This window comes from Mumia zhuanghuii (genome assembly GCF_042681565.1).
GTDB lineage: Bacteria > Actinomycetota > Actinomycetes > Propionibacteriales > Nocardioidaceae > Mumia.
This window is the reverse complement of the sequence record NZ_JBHUFT010000008.1, coordinates 2059711-2076528: the sequence shown is the minus strand read 5'-3', so window position 1 is coordinate 2076528 and position 16818 is coordinate 2059711. Positions and strand designations below refer to the sequence as shown.

At 70.8% G+C, this 16818-nt stretch carries 20 protein-coding genes; 8 read left to right on the top strand and 12 right to left on the bottom strand.

Going from position 1 to position 16818, the window contains the following annotated elements; genetic code table 11:
- Positions 1-19 precede the first annotated feature (19 nt).
- Positions 20-715: a DUF3710 domain-containing protein gene (locus ACFSDF_RS18435; protein WP_167003096.1), complete on the bottom strand. Its 696-nt coding sequence runs from the start codon at positions 713-715 to the stop codon at positions 20-22.
- 55 nt (positions 716-770) lie between these two features.
- Complete coding sequence (gene dut / locus ACFSDF_RS18430; protein ID WP_243842949.1) at positions 771-1214, bottom strand: dUTP diphosphatase; 444 nt, start codon at positions 1212-1214, stop codon at positions 771-773.
- 65 nt (positions 1215-1279) lie between these two features.
- On the opposite strand from dut, the gene ACFSDF_RS18425 reads away from it, so the two are divergent.
- The 3 genes from ACFSDF_RS18425 to ACFSDF_RS18415 all read left to right on the top strand — a co-directional run bounded on the left by ACFSDF_RS18425 (position 1280) and on the right by ACFSDF_RS18415 (position 3814).
- Complete coding sequence (locus ACFSDF_RS18425; protein WP_208322342.1) at positions 1280-1750, top strand: DUF3093 domain-containing protein; 471 nt, start codon at positions 1280-1282, stop codon at positions 1748-1750.
- A gap of 113 nt (positions 1751-1863) precedes the next feature.
- A complete protein-coding gene (locus tag ACFSDF_RS18420; protein ID WP_167003100.1) occupies positions 1864-3381 on the top strand; it encodes a hypothetical protein in 1518 nt (505 codons plus the stop codon).
- An 82-nt stretch (positions 3382-3463) separates the two neighbouring features.
- Positions 3464-3814: a DUF4235 domain-containing protein gene (locus ACFSDF_RS18415; RefSeq protein ID WP_167003102.1), complete on the top strand. Its 351-nt coding sequence runs from the start codon at positions 3464-3466 to the stop codon at positions 3812-3814.
- Between the two features lie 72 nt (positions 3815-3886).
- On the opposite strand, the gene ACFSDF_RS18410 is transcribed toward ACFSDF_RS18415, so the two are convergent.
- From ACFSDF_RS18410 to ACFSDF_RS18400, 3 genes are all read right to left on the bottom strand, one after another.
- Positions 3887-4183, bottom strand: a complete 297-nt coding sequence (locus ACFSDF_RS18410) for a DUF4193 domain-containing protein (protein WP_167003104.1) — start codon at positions 4181-4183, stop codon at positions 3887-3889.
- A 108-nt stretch (positions 4184-4291) separates the two neighbouring features.
- Positions 4292-5107, bottom strand: coding sequence for an inositol monophosphatase family protein (locus tag ACFSDF_RS18405; protein ID WP_167003106.1), 816 nt, complete (start codon positions 5105-5107; stop codon positions 4292-4294).
- Entirely contained in the window at positions 5104-6240 is a 1137-nt protein-coding gene (locus tag ACFSDF_RS18400; protein WP_208322343.1) for a ferrochelatase, read from the bottom strand. The genes ACFSDF_RS18405 and ACFSDF_RS18400 overlap by 4 nt, the downstream gene beginning before the upstream one ends.
- 38 nt (positions 6241-6278) lie before the next feature.
- On the opposite strand from ACFSDF_RS18400, the gene ACFSDF_RS18395 reads away from it, so the two are divergent.
- Positions 6279-7520 carry an MFS transporter gene (locus ACFSDF_RS18395; RefSeq protein WP_377158660.1) on the top strand — a complete coding sequence of 414 codons (1242 nt, stop codon included), beginning with the start codon at positions 6279-6281 and terminating at the stop codon, positions 7518-7520.
- Here the strand turns inward: ACFSDF_RS18395 and ACFSDF_RS18390 are convergent.
- The gene (locus ACFSDF_RS18390) at positions 7514-8137 is read right to left on the bottom strand and encodes a trimeric intracellular cation channel family protein (RefSeq protein ID WP_167003112.1); all 624 of its coding nucleotides are present in this window, start codon (positions 8135-8137) and stop codon (positions 7514-7516) included. The two genes, ACFSDF_RS18395 and ACFSDF_RS18390, sit on opposite strands and share 7 nt — an antisense overlap.
- A 121-nt stretch (positions 8138-8258) precedes the next feature.
- Here ACFSDF_RS18390 and sepH point away from each other — a divergent pair, with 121 nt between their 5' ends.
- A complete protein-coding gene (gene sepH, locus ACFSDF_RS18385) occupies positions 8259-9308 on the top strand; it encodes a septation protein SepH (RefSeq protein ID WP_167003114.1) in 1050 nt (349 codons plus the stop codon).
- A 72-nt stretch (positions 9309-9380) separates the two neighbouring features.
- Here the strand turns inward: sepH and ACFSDF_RS18380 are convergent, their stop codons facing one another.
- Both ACFSDF_RS18380 and ACFSDF_RS18375 read right to left on the bottom strand, forming a co-directional pair.
- The gene (locus tag ACFSDF_RS18380) at positions 9381-9734 is read right to left on the bottom strand and encodes a hypothetical protein (protein WP_167003116.1); all 354 of its coding nucleotides are present in this window, start codon (positions 9732-9734) and stop codon (positions 9381-9383) included.
- Positions 9735-9772: 38 nt separating this feature from the next.
- Entirely contained in the window at positions 9773-10372 is a 600-nt protein-coding gene (locus ACFSDF_RS18375) for a TM2 domain-containing protein (RefSeq protein WP_167003118.1), read from the bottom strand.
- Between the two features lie 98 nt (positions 10373-10470).
- On the opposite strand from ACFSDF_RS18375, the gene ACFSDF_RS18370 reads away from it, so the two are divergent.
- Positions 10471-10719: a DUF2630 family protein gene (locus ACFSDF_RS18370; protein WP_167003120.1), complete on the top strand. Its 249-nt coding sequence runs from the start codon at positions 10471-10473 to the stop codon at positions 10717-10719.
- A 2-nt stretch (positions 10720-10721) separates the two neighbouring features.
- Here ACFSDF_RS18370 and ACFSDF_RS18365 read toward each other — a convergent pair whose 3' ends face one another.
- Complete coding sequence (locus ACFSDF_RS18365; protein ID WP_167003122.1) at positions 10722-11834, bottom strand: amidohydrolase; 1113 nt, start codon at positions 11832-11834, stop codon at positions 10722-10724.
- Positions 11835-11937: 103 nt separating this feature from the next.
- Between ACFSDF_RS18365 and ACFSDF_RS18360 the strand changes: the two genes are divergently transcribed.
- Positions 11938-12981, top strand: coding sequence for an NYN domain-containing protein (locus ACFSDF_RS18360; protein WP_167003124.1), 1044 nt, complete (start codon positions 11938-11940; stop codon positions 12979-12981).
- A gap of 84 nt (positions 12982-13065) precedes the next feature.
- A complete protein-coding gene (locus ACFSDF_RS18355) occupies positions 13066-13797 on the top strand; it encodes a hypothetical protein (protein WP_167003126.1) in 732 nt (243 codons plus the stop codon).
- Here the strand turns inward: ACFSDF_RS18355 and ACFSDF_RS18350 are convergent.
- The 3 genes from ACFSDF_RS18350 to ACFSDF_RS18340 form a co-directional block, all read right to left on the bottom strand.
- Positions 13741-14082 carry a VOC family protein gene (locus ACFSDF_RS18350; RefSeq protein ID WP_208322344.1) on the bottom strand — a complete coding sequence of 114 codons (342 nt, stop codon included), beginning with the start codon at positions 14080-14082 and terminating at the stop codon, positions 13741-13743. The two genes, ACFSDF_RS18355 and ACFSDF_RS18350, sit on opposite strands and share 57 nt — an antisense overlap.
- Before the next feature lie 116 nt (positions 14083-14198).
- A complete protein-coding gene (locus tag ACFSDF_RS18345; protein WP_167003128.1) occupies positions 14199-14855 on the bottom strand; it encodes a DsbA family oxidoreductase in 657 nt (218 codons plus the stop codon).
- Between the two features lie 38 nt (positions 14856-14893).
- On the bottom strand, positions 14894-16693 hold the full coding sequence (locus tag ACFSDF_RS18340; protein ID WP_377158655.1) for a BCCT family transporter: 1800 nt from the start codon (positions 16691-16693) through the stop codon (positions 14894-14896).
- Positions 16694-16818 lie beyond the last annotated feature (125 nt).

The following is a 16818-nucleotide window of genomic DNA, read 5'->3' as shown; positions in this document are numbered from 1 at the left end:
GGACGTCACCAGCGGTAGATCAGGCCTCAGTCGTCGGCTGCTCGGCGCGCACGGCACCGGCGGGCACGACGACGGGGATCTGCTCGCGCGGCGGCATCGGGGTCGAGCCACGGACGACGACGACGTCGCGGACCGCCTGCTCGAGGACGCTGTCGGGGTCCGAGGACGAGCCCAGCTTGCCCATGAAGGTCGCGCGCAGCAGCCACCGGGGCCCGTCGACGCCGATGATACGGCTCGCCTGAACGCCCTGACGACCGTCCGGGGCCTGGACCGGCACCTCGACGCGCAGCTCGCGTCCGAACGTCGAGTCGACCTCTTCGACCTTGCCGCCCACGCGCTCGACCTCGGCGATGATCTCGGGGCGGATCTCCGCCCACAGGCCGCCGCCACGCGGCGCGGCGAAGGCGCGCAGCTCGACCGCGCTCTCCTCGGCAAGCGCGACCACGGAGGTGGCGACCCCCGTCTCGGGGTCGGTGGGGATCTGCAGGTCGAGCCCGACGCGTCCGTGCACGATCAGGGCACCGACATCGACGAACGTCGGGTCGTCCTCGGGGATCTCACGCTCGGAGGCGTCCCACGGACCTTGGGACCGGTCGTACGGCGCCGCAGCGCTGCCCTGGTCCTCGCCCGCCTGCGGAGCATCCGCGGCCCCGGTCTCGGGCTCCGTGGCCTCCGCAGCCGTCTCGTCGTGGTCCTTCTTGCGACGACCGAACATCACCGCGCTCCTCTCGTCCTCGTGTCCCGTGGCTCGACAGCGCCGTGCCTCTCGATCAGGTGGCCTGCGTCACGGCGAAACCACCCGTCGAACCGTACCCCCCGTCGCCACGCACGGACGGCGGGAGGGCGTCGACGACGCGGAAGTCGGCGCGTTCGACTCGCTGAAGCACCAGCTGGGCGATCCGGTCGCCCCTCGAGAGGACGATCGGCTCCGTCCGGTCGAGGTTGATAAGGCACACCTTGATCTCGCCACGGTACCCCGCGTCGACGGTGCCGGGAGCGTTGACGATCGAGAGCCCGCAGCGGGCTGCGAGACCCGAGCGCGGGTGCACGAGAGCGACGTAGCCCGACGGCAGCGCGACGGCGATCCCGGTCGGGACGAGCGCCCGCTCACCCGGCTGGAGCCTCACGTCGACCGTCGTGCAGAGATCCGCCCCCGCGTCGTCGGGATGGGCGTACGACGGGAGCGGGACACCGTCGTCCAGACGTGTGAGCATGACCTCGACCATGTCGCACGACCCTACCGGTCAGGGCACCCTTACCCGCATGGCAACCTTGTCGCATGACCCGTGACGCCGATGTGCCGTCGTACCGCGAGCACCTGAGCGTCCCAGCGTCGTGGTGGCTCGGCGCCGTCGGCCTCGCCTTCATGGTCTGGTGGATCTTCGCCCTCGCCACTCCCGCGTGGGTGGCGCTCGCTGCGGCGCTCCTCGCCGCGGTGGCCATCGGGTTTGGGCTCGTGCAGTACGGCAGCGCCGCGGTCGAGGTGTCCAACGTGCACCTGCGCGCCGGTTCGGCGCGCATCCCGCTCGTGCACTGCGGCGAGGTGACTGTCCTCGACGCCGCCCAGACCCGCGCGCTGCACGGCCCGCAGGCCGACGCACGCGCGTTCTTCCTGATCCGGCCGTACATCACCACGGCGGTCCGCATCGAGGTCGTCGATCCCCGCGACCCGACGCCCTACTGGCTCATCGGCACCCGTCACCCGCACGAGCTCGCCGATGCCCTCCTCGCGCGACGCGCCCGCGGCTAGATAACGACCTGAGGGCGATTCTCGCCGAAGGCTGCGGAAAACCTTCTCAGGCCCCCCCACGGAGATTAGGTTGTGCGGACTGACACGACCGATCGTGGGACCGAGGAGCAGCCGTGGAGGGATTCGGAGGCGGACTGGTCCTCATGCAGCGCGACGACTGGCCCGCGTTCGTCGATCGCATGTTCGCAGAGTCGAGGGACGAGGTCGACACCGTGGTGTCGCACACCCAGAACCAGTCGGTCGGGCTGCGCTCCGAGAGCTTGATGCGGGTCCACTTCGCCCAGTCCCAGCGCTGCCTCGTCCTCCCCTATCCGATCGGACGCGACGGCGACGGGCGCGAGATCCTCACCCTCTTCGTCGGGTTGTCGCCGATGCGCGCGGGCGCGCTGGGGTCTGACGTCCTCTCGGCCGCGCGACTGCCGCGTGAGCGGCTGTCAGGCCAGTTCGGCCAACCGATCGGGCCCACCTCGCAGGTCATCGACCTGCTCGGCCCCCCGATCGCGGTGCTCGAGAGATGGTGGTCCGTCGAGCTCCCGTCCGTCGTGATCTTCGTCAGCGCCGAGACGACCGAGGACACTGTCGTACGGCTCGTCGAGAAGGCCGTGCCCGCTGCGGCGCGCCCGGTCGTTCCGATCCTCGTCGTCCCCGAGCGCGTCCGTGACGCCGTCACCTGCGTCCTGGGCGCGTACGGGCTCGCCCTGCCGCGCGCTGGTGGGGCCGTGGTCGCCCGCACAGCCCACGAACACCGGGCACGCGAGATCGCCACCCATTTCCCCCTCCGAGAAGACCCTCGGCGGCTCGCCCGCGTGATCGCCTGCGCCGTGGTCGAGCTGGGCACCGAGGTCCAGATGGCGCTCGCCACCAATGCCGCCGACAAGCTCCGCAACCTGCTTGCGGACGAGGACGACCCCGAGGAGCTCGCGCTGCGACGCGAGATCGAGCGTCAGACCTCCCGAGCAGATCGCCTCGACAACGAGCTGCACACGGCCCGCCGCCGCATCCGCCAGCTCGAGACCCTCGTCGCCCGCACAGAGCAGCAGAAGGCGGCGCCAGCGGCCCATGTGGGCCCTCCAGCGGCCGCCCCTGTCTCGCGAGAGCCGGAGGCGGCGCCGCGCGTCCCTCCTCCTCCTCCTCCGGAGTTCGCGACGTTCGCCGACCTGCTGGCCGCCGCGCGCCGCACGCTGAAGCACGTTGACCTCGCCGACGACCTCGAGGTCCGCGCGGCGGCGATCGACGAGCACGCCAAATCACCACGCTGGCGTCAGCGCTCGTGGGAGGCCCTCACGCTCCTCGAGGAGTACGCCGCCGCCAAGGCCGGCGGCACCGCGACAGCGCCCAGCCTTCGGGCGTACGTCGAGGATCATCCGCGCCCGACGATCTCCCCCAAGCACGTGGCCGCGGGCGAGTCCCAGCTCATCAAGGACACCCCGCACTTCCGCGAACCCCGTACCTTCACGCTCCCCCGTGAGGTCGCGCCGTCCGGGAAGGCCTTCTTCGGCCCCCACATCCGCATCCAGCTCGGCGGCGGCAGGCCCACCCCCCGGCTCTACTTCTACGACGACACGTCCGGGCCGACCCGCAGGGTCTACGTCGGCCATCTCGGCGACCATCTCCGTACCCGCCGGACGTGACCGCCCGCGCGTCGGCTGCCGGAGGCGCTACCGTTTCGGCTGTGCGGGCCTCCGCACCTCGACGACGAAAGGACGGGTGAGCGTGGCGCGCAGCGCAAAGAAGCCGGCGGCGGGCACGACGGCGAAGAAGCCGAAGCAGAAGCGGCCCAGCAAGGCGGCGTGGCGACTGATCGACCGCACCTCGACGATCGCGGCCGGTGTCATCGCGACCCAGGCCGCCGCACTCGTCTGGAGGGCCGCCACAGGCCACCGGCCGCCCAGCGCCGACGCCTCGCGCGATCCGGGCATGGCGACCCGCGAGGCGGTGGCGTGGGCAGTGCTGGCTGGTGCGAGCGCCGGCCTGATCAAGGTGGTCCTCAACCGCCAGGCGGTCGCCTACTGGGTGAAGTCGACCGGCGACCTGCCTCCGGGGTTCAAGCACCCCAAGACCTGACCGTCCGTCCCACCAGGACACGACGACGCCCCCGACCGTCAGACGGTTCGGGGGCGTCGTCGTTGAACCTGATTAAGCGCAGTCCACGCAGATCAGCTGCTTGCCCTTCTCACGGGCGAGCTGACTGCGGTGATGCACCAGGAAGCACGACGTGCATGTGAACTCGTCCAGCTGCCTAGGAAGCACCTGGACCGAGAGTTCCTCGTGCGACAGATCGGCTCCGGGCAGCTCGAAAGACTCGGCCGCTTCGACCTCGTCCTCATCGACCTTGCCGGAGTTCTTCTCGTGCCGACGAGCCTTGAGCTCCTCGATGCTGTCTTCCGACTGCTCTTCTTCGGTCTTCCGAGGAGCGTCGTAGTCGGTCGCCATGAACCCTCCTCTTGACGTCTCGCACCCGGCCCCCGAGGGGCGGGCTCATCCCATTTCCATAACCTTCAGGCGCGCAGATTGTGCCACACAGATCGGCACGACCCAACTTCAGAAGCCACAAGCGCGTACGAGCCGCAAAAATTCCTCCGCAAACGCTTCCGGTGCGGCGACGACCAGTCGTTCGTCCGGGGGACCGTCGAGTCCGGTCACGATAACCCCGGCCTCCCTTGCGATCAGGCCCCCTGCGGCCAGGTCCCATGGTGCCAGACCCTGCTCGACGTACGCGTCGAGATGGCCCGCGGCAAGCGCGCAGAGGTCGAGCGCGGCCGATCCGGTGCGACGGATATCACGTACATCGAGCAGCATCCGCGCTACTGCCTGTGCTTGCCGTGCCCGCACCTCGGGCACGTAGTTGAACCCGGTCGCGACGAGGGCCTGAGAGGTCGCAGCAGGGCCGACCGACTGCAGCCTGACCGCCTCGCGCGACGGGCTCTCCCGCCAGAACGAGCCGTTTCCTCGCACGGCGGTGAACTCGTGGCCCGCTGCAACGTCCACGACGCACCCTGCCTCGACGACACCGTCGACCTCGGCAGCGATGGCGACGGCGTACTGCGGGAGCCCGTAGATGAAGTTGACGGTGCCGTCGATCGGGTCGACGACCCACCGCACACCGGTGGAGCCCACGAGGCTCTCCCCGCCCTCCTCTCCCAGGAAGGCGTCGTCGGGCCGCTCGGCGAGGATCATCGACCGTACGAGCTGCTCGGTCGCGCGGTCGATCTCCGTGACGGGGTCGGTCGGACTCGACTTCGTGGCCGCGACGTCGACTCTGCCGGCCGGTCGGCGCTCGCGTACGAACGCAGCGGCAGCTCGCGCGGTCCTCAGCGCCAGCGTCCCCAGCGCCTCTGGGTCGGGACGACCGGTCACGGGGTCTTCTCCCCCAGCAGCGCCGGCCGCTCGGGGTCCCGGAGGTTGGCACAGCACCCGGCGGGACACACGTTCCAGCTCGGCGGGAGCTCGCCGACGACGGGCTGCACAGGCTCTTCGCCACGTGCGGCCGCAGCCCGCTCGACGACCAGCTCACGGATCGCGGCGACGAACCGCGGATCCACCCCGGGAGTCGGGACCCTCGCGAAGCCGAGTCCGAGCCGCTCCGCGGTCTCCTTCGCCTCCGTGTCGAGGTCGTAGATGACCTCCATGTGGTCCGACACGAAGCCGATCGGGATCAGGACCACCGACGCGACGCCCTCCGCGGTGAGCTGCTCGAGGTGGTCGTTGACGTCCGGCTCGAGCCACGGCACGTGCGGCGAGCCCGAGCGGGAGCAGTACACGAGGTCGTACGCCCGCTCGACGCCGGTGCGCTCGGCGACGGCGGAGGCGACCTGCGCGGCGACGTCGCGGTGCTCGCGCACGTAGGCGGCACCACCGACGAGCGCCTCGCCGGTGGTGAAGCGCCCGCTCGCCTCGTTCATCGCGTCCGGGATCGAGTGGGTGACGAACACCAGCCGGGTGGCCGCAGCGTCGTAGCCCTCGTCGCCGAGCCGGTCGAGCGCCCCCACGGTGCCGTCGACGAACGGGGCGACGAACCCCGGGTGGTTGAAGTAGTGGCGGATCCGGTCGAGCCGCGGCGCGTCCTCGCCGACTGCGGCGGTCGCGTCGTACAGGTTCTCGCGATACTGGCGGCAGCCGGAGTACGACGTGTACGCGCTCGTGAACAGGCACACGGCCCGCTCCACGCCGTCGTCGCGCATCTGCGCGAGCGTGTCCGCGAGGTAGGGATCCCAGTTGCGGTTGCCCCAGTAGATCGGCAGGTCGATGCCGTGGGTGCGCAGCTCGAGCTGGAGGACGGCGAGCAGGTCGCGATTCTGGTCGTTGATCGGCGAACGTCCACCGAACGAGAAGTAGTGCTCTCCCACCTCCACGAGCCGCTCGCGCGGGATGCCGCGCCCGCGGGTGACGTTCTCGAGGAACGGGACGACGTCGTCAGGCTGCTCCGGCCCCCCGAAGGAGACCAGCAGGAACGCGTCGTACGGACGGGTGTCGGGGACGGGTCGATCCATGTCGGCCATCCTTCCAACCCTGGCGATACGCTGCAGGGGTGACCCCGTCGGGGCGCCCGGAGGAGTCTCCTCCGCCACATCCGTCGCCAGGAATGCCGTTGCTCGACACGTACCGCCGGATCCTCGTGATTCCGGGAGCGCCGGCCTTCAGCTCGGCAGCACTCGTCGCCCGGCTCCCGATCTCGATGCTCGGTCTCGGCCTCGTGCTGCTCGTCTCCGAGCAGACCGGCTCGTACGGCGAGGCGGGCGCCATCTCCGCGGCCGCGCTGATCGCGAACGCCGTCGGGGCCCCGCTCCAGGGCCGGCTGACCGACCGCTTCGGCCAGCACCGGGTGCTTCCCGCAACGGCCGCGCTGTTCGGGCTGGGCCTGGCGCTCGGCCTCCTCGCGGTCGACCAGAACGCTCCGACTCCCGTCCCTCACCTGTGCGCGGCGCTCGCCGGACTGGCGCTCCCCCAGGCCGGGTCGATGGTCCGTGCCCGGTGGACACACAACGCCGAGCCGTCGATGATCCCCACGGCCTTCGCCCTGGAGGCCGTGCTCGACGAGGTCGTCTTCATCGTCGGTCCCGTCGTGGTCACCTTCCTCGCGACCATGGTCAACCCGTACGTCGGCCTCATCGTCGCCGGCGTCGCGGGCATCAGCGGCTCGCTCGCCCTCGCCGTGCAGCGACGCACGGAACCGCCCTCTGGCCGTGCTCGCCAGCACGAGAGCCGGCGGGGCGCCATGCCCATCGCACTCCTCGCACCGCTGGTCGGCGCAGGCGTCGGCTTCGGGATCCTGTTCGGAGCCGCCGAGGTCGTGACGGTCGCGGTGGCCGAGGATGCCGGCCACAAGCAGCTCGCCGGAGTCCTGCTCGCGGTCTGGGCGGCAGGCAGCCTCATCGCCGGCTTCCTGGTGGGCGCGCGCCCGCCGGCCGTGACCCCGCTCCGCCAGCTGCGGATCACTGCCGCCGTGCTCACGCTCAGCATCGTCCCCCTCCTCCTGACGACCTCGCTCCCCCTGGTGGCCGCCGCGCTGTTCGTCTCCGGGTTCGCGATCGCACCGAGCATGGTGGCGGCGACCAGGCTCGTCGAGCAGGGCGTCCCTAAGGAGCGACTCACCGAGGGCATCGCATGGTTCACGACCGGCCTGGCGACGGGCGTCGCACCCGGCGCCGCCGTGTCGGGGTGGGTCGTCGACAACGCCGCCCCCTCCTGGGGCTACGCCGTCTGCCTCGGAGCGGGCGTGCTGGCGATGGCCGGATCGTGGGTCATCCGTGGCTCGCGTGCAGTTCAGTAGCCGTCCATGCCCGGCGGGAGCGGGGCGTGCCAGCCCCGGCGTAGGGCGATCATCCGGTAGCCGAAGGCCAGCAGCGCTCCAGGGACGAGGACCCACACGCCGGCCAGCTCCCACTCGATCGCGGCGACGGCCACTGAGGCGCCCAGCAGCGCCGGGAAGGCGTACAGCTCCTCACGCAGCACCACGGGGACGCGTCCCGCGAGAAGGTCACGGATCACGCCGCCACCGATGGCCGTGACCATGCCCATCAGCGCGGCCGCAACCGGCTCGAGGCCGAACTCGAGCGCCTTGGCGGCGCCGGTCACGCAGAACAGCCCCATCCCGGCGGCGTCGAAGACCGCGATCTTCCGCTCGACCCGACCGAGCACGGGATGGAACCGGAACGCGACCAGCCCGGCGAGCACCGGGACCATCAGATAGCGCCAGTCCATGAGCGCAGCCGGCGGCGTCGCGTCGATGAGGACGTCGCGCAGGAACCCGCCCCCCAGCCCGGTCGCACCCGCGAGCACGAGCACCCCGAAGATGTCGAGCGGCTTGCGGACCGCGACGAGAGCGCCGGACAGGGCGAACGCGGCGATGCCGACGAGGTCGGCGGCGACGAGCGCATGGGAGAGCACAGGACGAAACTAGCGCCGCGAGAGGGGTCCGAACGATCACCCTCGGCGCGCTTGCTTGGATTGAGGCCGACGGCACCCGAGACTGGGGCTGGTACGAGGCACGATGACGAAGGGGACGAGGATGCGAGACCTCACCGTGGTGGGGCTGAGCGAGGACCAGAGGTACGTGGTCCTGCGAGGCCCGGTCGGTGAGCTGTTCCGCGTCCCGGCCGACGACCGTCTGCGCGCCACCCTCAGGAACGACCGGGCACGACTCGGCCAGTTGGAGATAGCGATGGACAGTGCACTGCGTCCGCGAGACATCCAGGCTCGGATCCGCCGTGGGGAGTCGCCGGAGGAGGTGGCAGAGGCAGCCAAGCTCCCGGTGGAACGCATCATGGGCTACGCCCACCCGGTGCTCGCCGAGCGCGAGCACATGGCTGAGCGTGCCCGCGGGGCGACCGTGCGCCGCAAGCACGCCCAGTCGAACGCCCTGACGTTGGGCGAGTCCGTCGACACCACGCTGCGCAGCCGCGGCGTCGATCCTCAGACCGCCGATTGGGACTCGTGGCGTCGTGACGACGCTCGGTGGACCGTCTGTGTCCGGGCCGGTGCGGTGTCTGCCGACTACGTGTTCGACCCCGCCGGACGCTACACGTTCGCCGCGGACGAGGCCGCACGCGAGCTGGTCGGCGACGTGCCGGATGCATCGGACTCCTCGGAGATGGCGATCGCCGACGCCGTGTCGCGGCCGGTCGACGTCGTCGAGCTCGACTCCGACCCCCGGGTCACCTCGCTGCGTCATGCGCGCGCACGACGCGCCGCCCAGGCGAGCGAACGCACCGAGGAGCAGCCCACCCTCAACGACCTGCCCAGCGTGACGGAGCCGGAGCCGACGCTCGAGCTGGACGAACCCGCCGAGGCCGCCACCATGTCCGCTCCCCCAGCGGCGCCGCCCGAGCCCGATGCCGCCCCGCGCGAGCGCGACGGCTCAGGTGATCCCCGCCCTGCCCGCCAGAGCGCGGCGGCATCCGACGAGACCGACCCGTCCGACATGATCGACGCGTCCGAGGACGACGCCGACGCCGACGTGGACGGAGCCGACGAGCAGCCGCGCAAGCGCGCGCCACGGCGACGCGAGCGGCGTCGGGTCCCGTCGTGGGACGAGATCATGTTCGGCGACAAGGGCTGACTGTCTGCCTCTGGACATACGAAAGGAGCCCCGTACCGCAGTGCGGTTCGGGGCTCCTTCGTACGGGCCGACTCAGCCGGTGACGTCGATCGTCACGGAGCCTCGGCAGATCTGGACCACCGACATCTCCTGGCCCGCAGCGGGGATCGTGGTGCCGACCGTCACCGAGATCGACCGCACCGCGCCCGGGGCGTCACCCTCGCTCAGCGTCACGATCGCCGACGCGGTGTCGACGTCGACGTCGATCGACCCGACGCCCGCGTTGACGTTCTCCGCGATCACCGTGCTGGCGCCCTGGACGACGACCGTGCCGCCGTCAGCGTCGCCGAGGCACCCCGACTGCTGGTCGTCCGCTCCGCCGCAGCCCGTGATCAGCCCCGCCGTGAACATCACCGCCAACGCCGCCGTCACCCGACGTGCCCTCACCTGCGCCCTCCTTCGATGCAACTCGGTCCCGTGTCTCTTCAGTCCTTGAGCGGACGCCCCTCGGCGTCCGTCTTCCATCCGTTGGCACCGACGAGGTAGAGGATCCCCTCGACGAATCCCCAGATCGCCCCGAGGCCGCACGTGAGGATCGTCACGACGATCTGGACGACACCGATGGTGGTGTAGCCGAGATAGAAGCGGTGGATGCCGAATCCGCCGAGGAAGATGCCGAGAAGCCCGGCGACGAGCTTGCTCTTGGCCTGCGGATCGACGTAGCCGTAGCCCGGTGCACCGTACGCGCCGTAGGGCTGCTGGCCGTACGGGGGCTGCTGATCGTAGGGCTGCTGACCGTACGGGGGCTGCTGGCCGTAGGCGGGCTGACCGTACGGCTGCTGCTGGCCGTAGCCGGGCTGCGGCGCGTACGGGTCCTGGCCGTACGGAGGCACCTGCGGCGGCTGCGGCGCATAGGGATCCTGGCCGTAGACCGGCTGGTCGGTGGGCGCCTGCGCGTCCGTACCGGGGTAGCCCCAGCTCGCGTCGGCGGGCTGCTGCGGCTGGTCGCTCTGCGGCGCGCCTGCCTCCGGCTCACCCTCGGGGCGGTCGTCGTCCGGCGCTCCCGGGGCCGATGAGTCGCTCACTCGTCACTCCTTCGTCGTGGCTCCCCACACCCTAGCGGTCGCCTGGGCGGTGGCCCTCGGTCTACCGTGGACAGGGACCCGACAACCAGGAGATCCCTATGACGACCGACCAGGACATCCTTACGACGATCTCCTCGCTGGTGGCGGAGGAGAAGTCCCTACGAGAGCGCAGAGAGCGCGGCGAGGCCGACCCAGAGGCCGAGCTCGCCCGGCTCCGGCAGGTCGAGACCAGCCTCGACCAGTGCTGGGACCTGCTGCGTCAGCGACGTGCCAAGGAAGAGTTCGGCGAGGATCCCGGCCACGCAGCCGTACGCCCCGCCGATGAGGTCGAGGGCTACTTGAGCTGACGTCAGTCGGTCTCGCCGAGCCCGAACGCCCGGACGGCGTTGTCGCGGCTCACGGCCCGGGTGAGGCGATCGGACGTGGCCCTGTCGATCTCGTCACGCACGACGAGGTCGTGCAGCACCGTTCCGAGCCCACGACGGAAGAGCACGGCCGCGAGGTAGTGGTGCTCGGCGAGGCCGTACCCGTCCGAGCTGTAGACGAGTCTCCCGAACGGCGCGGCCAGCAGCACCTCCGCGACGACGCGCGCTGACAGGTCGCCGCCTGCACGCATCACCCGCCCGATGTCGAGATGGACGTGTGCGTACGACCGCGCGAGGACGGCGGCGATCTCGTGGTGCGGGTACGAGTTGATGAGGATGACCGGGGCGCCGAGGGACTCGGTCGCCTCCAGGAAAGGGCGCAACGCCAGAGGGTCGCCGAAGATCGGTCGCCCCGGTGCCAGCACGTGTCCGAGTGGAACCTGGAGCGGCAGGCCCGCCTCCAGCGCCGCGAACGCGAGCCACGTGTGCCACCGCGGGTCGTCCGCCCGTTCCTCGGGTTCGGTGGTGCCGACGAGGTCGCCGAGCGAGGAGTCCGCCAGCGGGCGAGCGCCCAGCATGGGCCCGTTGGCGGCTCCCCCGACGGACGGAGAGCGGACGCCCGCGAGAGTGACGGCGGCGACGGCGTCCGTACGAGACAGCTCGGACCGTACGGCATCGGCGAGAGCGGGAGGGTCGACCTGCGCCAGCAGACCGGCGGCGAGGTCCTCCAGGCGGACGACGCGGTGCCCCCGCGCGTCGGCGGCCGTGAGCGTCGCCTCAAGATCGGTGCCCTCCGGCTCGTCGAGCACGAGGTCGCCGACGCCCGCGCGCGACAGCAGCCTGCGGTTGACCTCGGCGGCACCGAGCTCGCGACGTCGGGCGAGATAGGCGTCCAGAGCGGCGTGCGCGTCGAGGTCCAGCACGGGCGCGCACCAACGGCGCAGCGCCACCGTGGACATGGACTCCAGAGCCTGACCGGCACCCATCAGTCCGGCGAACGCCTCGTCGGTGAGATCACCGGTCAGCACCGGATGGCAGTGGGCGTCGACGAGCCGGGGCCAGTCGTCGGGCACGGGGCTCCGCCAACGGTCGGGCATCGAACCACCTCCCGGACGAGCCGCGGTGTGCCCGAGCGTACGCGCCGTCGCGGCTCATTGTCGCTGGACGGTGCACCTCAGGGTGCCGTACTAGCCTGGCCGGATGAGCCGGCTCGCGCGGTCCGATCGTCACGCCATCCTCGTGGACGCGGGATACCTGCTCGCGTCGTCCGCGCAGATCCTCGTCGGGACCTCCCTGCGCCGCGCCATCGCGGTGAGCTGGGAGCGCCTGGTCACCGGCATCAAGGTGTCCGCCGCCGACCACACCGACACCCGTCTTCTCCGTGTCTTCTGGTACGACGCCGCGAACGCGCTGGGCACCCGCACGCTCTCCGAGGAGCACAACCTCGTCTCGCTCCTGCCCGACGTGAAGCTGCGGCTGGGTCGCGTCAACAACGAGGGCGCCCAGAAGGGCGTCGACACCCGCATCGCCCTCGATCTCGTCAACCTCGCGCTCCAGGGTGCGGTCTCGGAGATCTTCCTGGTCTCTGGCGACGACGACCTGACCGAGGCCGTGGACATGGCGCAGGACTACGGAGTACGGGTCACGCTGTTCAACGTGCCCAACGACGAGTCACGCATCGGCGTCCACGCGACGGCGATGAACCTCGCACGCGTCGCGGACGATCGTCTCCGGATCCCGCTCGAGACCATCCGCGCCGCGATCACGCCGTCGCCGCGCCAGCGCGCTGAGCCCGTGCCGGTGCCGGACCCCGTCGCGGAGGTGGTCACTGAGGAGGAGGCTCCCGCTCCGCCGCGACTGAGGATCCCGACGCCCTCCGACGTCGCCCGCCTGCACCCCGCGCCGACCACCTCGGCTACGCCCTCCCCGCAGCCCGCGGTCTCGCTCGCGTGGAGCAGCTCGACCGCGCACTCCGGTGGCGGACCGGGAGCCGATCCCGACGCCGACCTCCGAGCGGTGATCCCCGAGGTGGTCCGCACGGTGGTGCGCAACTGGCTGGACTCCGCCACGCAGGCCGACGTCCGCGCACTCGTCGCGACCCGGCCGACGATCCCCGGCGACATCGACTCGACGCTCCTCAACGACCTGGTCGCCCACAGCGACGACCGCTACCGGGTGCTGCAGACCGAGACGCGGTGGCAGCTTCGTGAGGCGTTCTGGGCCGAGGTTGACCAGCACGTGTGAGCGGCTCGGCGGCCGTCGGAGCGAGAATCACCCGCCGCGCGTCGAAACATCGGCGAAGGCCCTCTGCTCGCGTAGGGTCACAGGGTGGCCGTACGACGACTGCTGTTCGCCTCCGTGACGCTCCTCCTGACGGCGGGGCTGGTGATGACGGGGCTGTCCGCTCCCGCTCAGGCTGCCTCGGGTCAGGTCTCGTCGCGCAGCGCGACGCTCTTCAAGAACTGCTTCAGCCATCCGTTCCGGTACGCACTCAGCGGCGTCGGCACGGGGTGGACGCTGACGGTCGATCTCGTGACGGCCGGCGGCCGCCGCGTCGACCGCGCGGTGGTCCCGGCGAGCGCGGGCGCCTCGGGCACCGGCGCATTCCGGCTGTGCGCCGGGACAGTGCGACCGGGCGCATACACCGTGCGCTCACGTGTGACGTGGCCAGCCGACGCCGCGCGTGCGCCGCTCGCGCTGCCGACCACCGGCTTGACGCTGATCCGGCCCCGGTCGACGACGGCACTGGGCCTCTCAACCCGCCGCCCCAAGCTCCGCAAGCACCTCAAGATCACCACGACCGTGCGGGTCGCGCGTCCGTACGGCCTCTTCACGGCGCAGGGCATCCGGGTCAAGGCGCAGGTCCGGCACAAGGGCCGCTGGCGCACGCTCGGCAAGGTGCGCGTCACGAACGCCGCGGGCATCGCGAGCTGGCGTGTCCGCTGGCGCTACGCGAAGCCCAAGAAGGTCCGCGTCGTCACGCGTCGCAGCATCTATCAGGCATCATCGACGTCGCGGGTCGTCCTGGTCCGCAGCAAGGCCCCGAAGCCGAAGCGCTGACCTACTGCGGCGAGGACGCCGTCGCGCGGCGTCAGGCTCGGACATCCACCGCACCAGCTGCCAGATCAACCCGTTGTCGTCGGCGAACTGACAGAACCGCTCGCCCCACGGCTCGGTCTCCGGCGGTGTCACGACACGGGCGCCGAGCGCGGCGATCCGCGCGAACTCGGCGTCGAGGTCGTTCACGACGAACACCAGCAGCGTGCCCTGACCGGCGGCGCCGGCGATCGCCTCGGGCTTGAACGTGGCCAGGCCCGTGCGCAAGAACACCAGGTTCAGACCCACATCAGGATGCTCGAGCGGCTGCCTTCGACCCCGCACGGCAGGCGGGCGAGCTCGCCCGCGTCCTCGACGGGCTCGCGAGCCTGTCGGACTGAGGCCGAAGCTGCCAGTCCTGCTGCTCAGACCTCGGCGCTGACCTTCGCCAGGACCTGCGCGAAGGTCGCCGGCTCCTGCGCTCCTGAGACCCCGTAGCGCCCCTCGATGACGAAGAACGGCACGCTGCTGATCCCGTACGCGCGTGCTTGAGCGAGGTCGGCGTCGACCGCAGCGGCGTACGTTCCTTCGTCGAGCGCGCGAAGCACCCCGTCACGGTCGAGCCCGACCTCGGCGGCGAGGTCGGCCAGCACGTCGTCGTGACCGAGGTGGGCGCCCTCCTCGAAGTACGCCGTGAACAGCCGCTCGACCAGGGCCATCTGGAGGTCCTCGGCCTTCGCGAGGTGGAGCACCTGGTGCGCCTTGAGCGTCCTGGTCTGCTGGATGGCGTCGAAGTCGTACGCGAGCCCCTCCTGCGTGCCGAGGTCCGTGATCCGACCGACCATCTGCCGGACCTGCGCCTCGCCCATGCCCTTGTGCTGCACGAGGAAGTCGACTGTCGACCCCGCAAAGTCGACCGGCGTGTCGGGCGAGAGCTCGTACGAGTGGAACTCCAGCGTGACCTCGCGGTCGCCTCCCTCCGCGCGGTACTGCTTCACGCCCTCCTCGAGTCGGCGCTTCCCGAGGAAGCACCACGGACAGGCAAGGTCGGACCACACGTCGATCTTCAGGGGACGGCTCATGCCGGGGGCAACGGTTCCCACGGCACCGTGATTCCCGCTCAGGGGTTCGCTTCTGGCGGGTCCTCGTCGGGGTCGCGCTTGTCGGGCTCGCGCGTGTGGGGCTCGCGCTCGGCCGGCTCGGTCGAGATGACGAAGTCGGCCCCGTGCTGCTCGATCCCGGACTCGACAGCCTCCTGGACGAGCTCGGCGGCGATGTCGCCACGGACGGTGAGGGCATCGCTGCGCAGGTCGACCCACAGCGCGTACGTGATCAGCACCATGATGACGGCGAACGGCAACGAGGTGACGACCGTGATGCTCTGCAGACCGTCCAACGCGTTCCGGCCGCCGAGGATCAGCATGATCGCCGCGACCGAGCCGGTGGCGACACCCCAGAAGACGACGACCCCCCTGCCGGGCTCGACGGCCCCGTGCTGCGAGAGGCTGCCCATCACGATCGACGCGGCGTCCGCCCCGGACACGAAGAAGATCGCGACCAGGACCATGACAAGCACGGACGTGACCGTGGCCAGCGGGAACTGGTCGAGCAGCTGGAAGAGCGTGAAGTCGCTCTCGACGGCGCCATCGCTGTTGGTCAGGGCCCCGGTGACATCCTGCTCGTGGATGCCGGCCGCCCCGAAGATCGAGAACCAGACCAGGCTGATGAGCGTCGGGACCAGGAGGACGCCGGTGACGAACTGGCGGATCGTGCGCCCCTTGCTGATCCGGGCGATGAAGAGCCCGACGAACGGCGTCCAGGAGATCCACCACGCCCAGTAGAAGATCGTCCACCTGGCCAGCCAGTCCTCCATCGCCACCCCGCCGGCGGCATCTGTCCGCGAGGCCATCTCAGCCATGTCGCCGAGGTAGGCACCGATCGTCTCGGGCACCACGTTGAGGATCAGGAGCGTCGGGCCGACGACGAACACGAACACCGCCAGCGACACGGCAAGCACCATGTTGGTGTTGGCCAGCCACTGGATGCCGCGCTCGATGCCGGAGACGGCCGACGCCACGAAGGCGACGGTGAGCACGGCGATGATGCCGACCAGCACGGGCTCCCCCACCGGCCCCGTCCAGTCGAGGAACTCCATGCCCGCGCCGATCTGGAGCGCACCGAGCCCGAGCGAGACGGCCGACCCGAAGAGTGTGGCAAAGATCGCGAGGATGTCGATGACCTTGCCTGCCGGGCCTTCCGAGCGGGCCCCGAGCAACGGGCGGAAGACCGAGGACACGAGCTGGGACCGCGAGCGCCGGAACGTGCTGTACGCGATCGCGATGCCGACCACCGCATAGATCGCCCACGGATGCAGTCCCCAGTGGAACATCGTGGTCGCCATGGCGGTCCGCATCGCCTCGGCCGTCTCTGGGGTGGCGGTGCCCGGTGGCGGCGACACGTAGTGCGACAGCGGCTCGGCGACCCCGAAGAACATCAGACCGATGCCCATACCGGCGCTGAACATCATCGCGATCCACGAGACCGTCTTGAACTCCGGCTGGGAGTCGTCGGCGCCGAGCGGGATGCGCCCGTAGCGCGACGCGGCGAGCCAGATGACGTACACGACGAAGTAGCTGGCAACGAGGACGTAGAACCAGCCGGTGTTGCGGATGACCCAGTTCTGCGACTCGTTGGCGACCGTGCTCAGCGAGTCCGTGCCGACCGCTCCCCACACCACGAAGGCGATCGCGATAACGGAGGTGACTCCGAAGACCACCCTGTCGACCGGCTTCTCCTGACCGGTCCCGAGGGGCCTCGTACGGCGGCCGCGCAGGGCGTTGTCGGACCACGAGCTCAGCCGGGGTCGCCTCGTGCGGCGTCCTGCGCGACCCTCACGTCGGCGCGGCTGTCGGCTGGTCATGAGCACTCCGTCCCGCCGACCCTCACGAGGTTCGACTTCGCTCACCGATCATTCGCGCGGCGCTCGGTGGACGCCACTCGAACCAGCCCCGAACCGCGTGTCGCAGCTCGGCGCGAGCACCCACC

What these genes read in the sequence shown, in the direction of transcription:
- ACFSDF_RS18435 (WP_167003096.1), bottom strand. Translation starts at nt 715, where the DNA reads ATGTTCGGTCGTCGCAAGAAGGACCACGACGAGACGGCTGCGGAGGCC.
- dut (WP_243842949.1), bottom strand. Translation starts at nt 1,214, where the DNA reads ATGCTCACACGTCTGGACGACGGTGTCCCGCTCCCGTCGTACGCCCAT.
- ACFSDF_RS18425 (WP_208322342.1), top strand. Translation starts at nt 1,280, where the DNA reads ATGACCCGTGACGCCGATGTGCCGTCGTACCGCGAGCACCTGAGCGTC.
- ACFSDF_RS18410 (WP_167003104.1), bottom strand. Translation starts at nt 4,183, where the DNA reads ATGGCGACCGACTACGACGCTCCTCGGAAGACCGAAGAAGAGCAGTCG.
- ACFSDF_RS18400 (WP_208322343.1), bottom strand. Translation starts at nt 6,240, where the DNA reads ATGGATCGACCCGTCCCCGACACCCGTCCGTACGACGCGTTCCTGCTG.
- sepH (WP_167003114.1), top strand. Translation starts at nt 8,259, where the DNA reads ATGCGAGACCTCACCGTGGTGGGGCTGAGCGAGGACCAGAGGTACGTG.
- ACFSDF_RS18370 (WP_167003120.1), top strand. Translation starts at nt 10,471, where the DNA reads ATGACGACCGACCAGGACATCCTTACGACGATCTCCTCGCTGGTGGCG.
- ACFSDF_RS18365 (WP_167003122.1), bottom strand. Translation starts at nt 11,834, where the DNA reads ATGCCCGACCGTTGGCGGAGCCCCGTGCCCGACGACTGGCCCCGGCTC.
- ACFSDF_RS18360 (WP_167003124.1), top strand. Translation starts at nt 11,938, where the DNA reads ATGAGCCGGCTCGCGCGGTCCGATCGTCACGCCATCCTCGTGGACGCG.
- ACFSDF_RS18345 (WP_167003128.1), bottom strand. Translation starts at nt 14,855, where the DNA reads ATGAGCCGTCCCCTGAAGATCGACGTGTGGTCCGACCTTGCCTGTCCG.
- ACFSDF_RS18340 (WP_377158655.1), bottom strand. Translation starts at nt 16,693, where the DNA reads ATGACCAGCCGACAGCCGCGCCGACGTGAGGGTCGCGCAGGACGCCGC.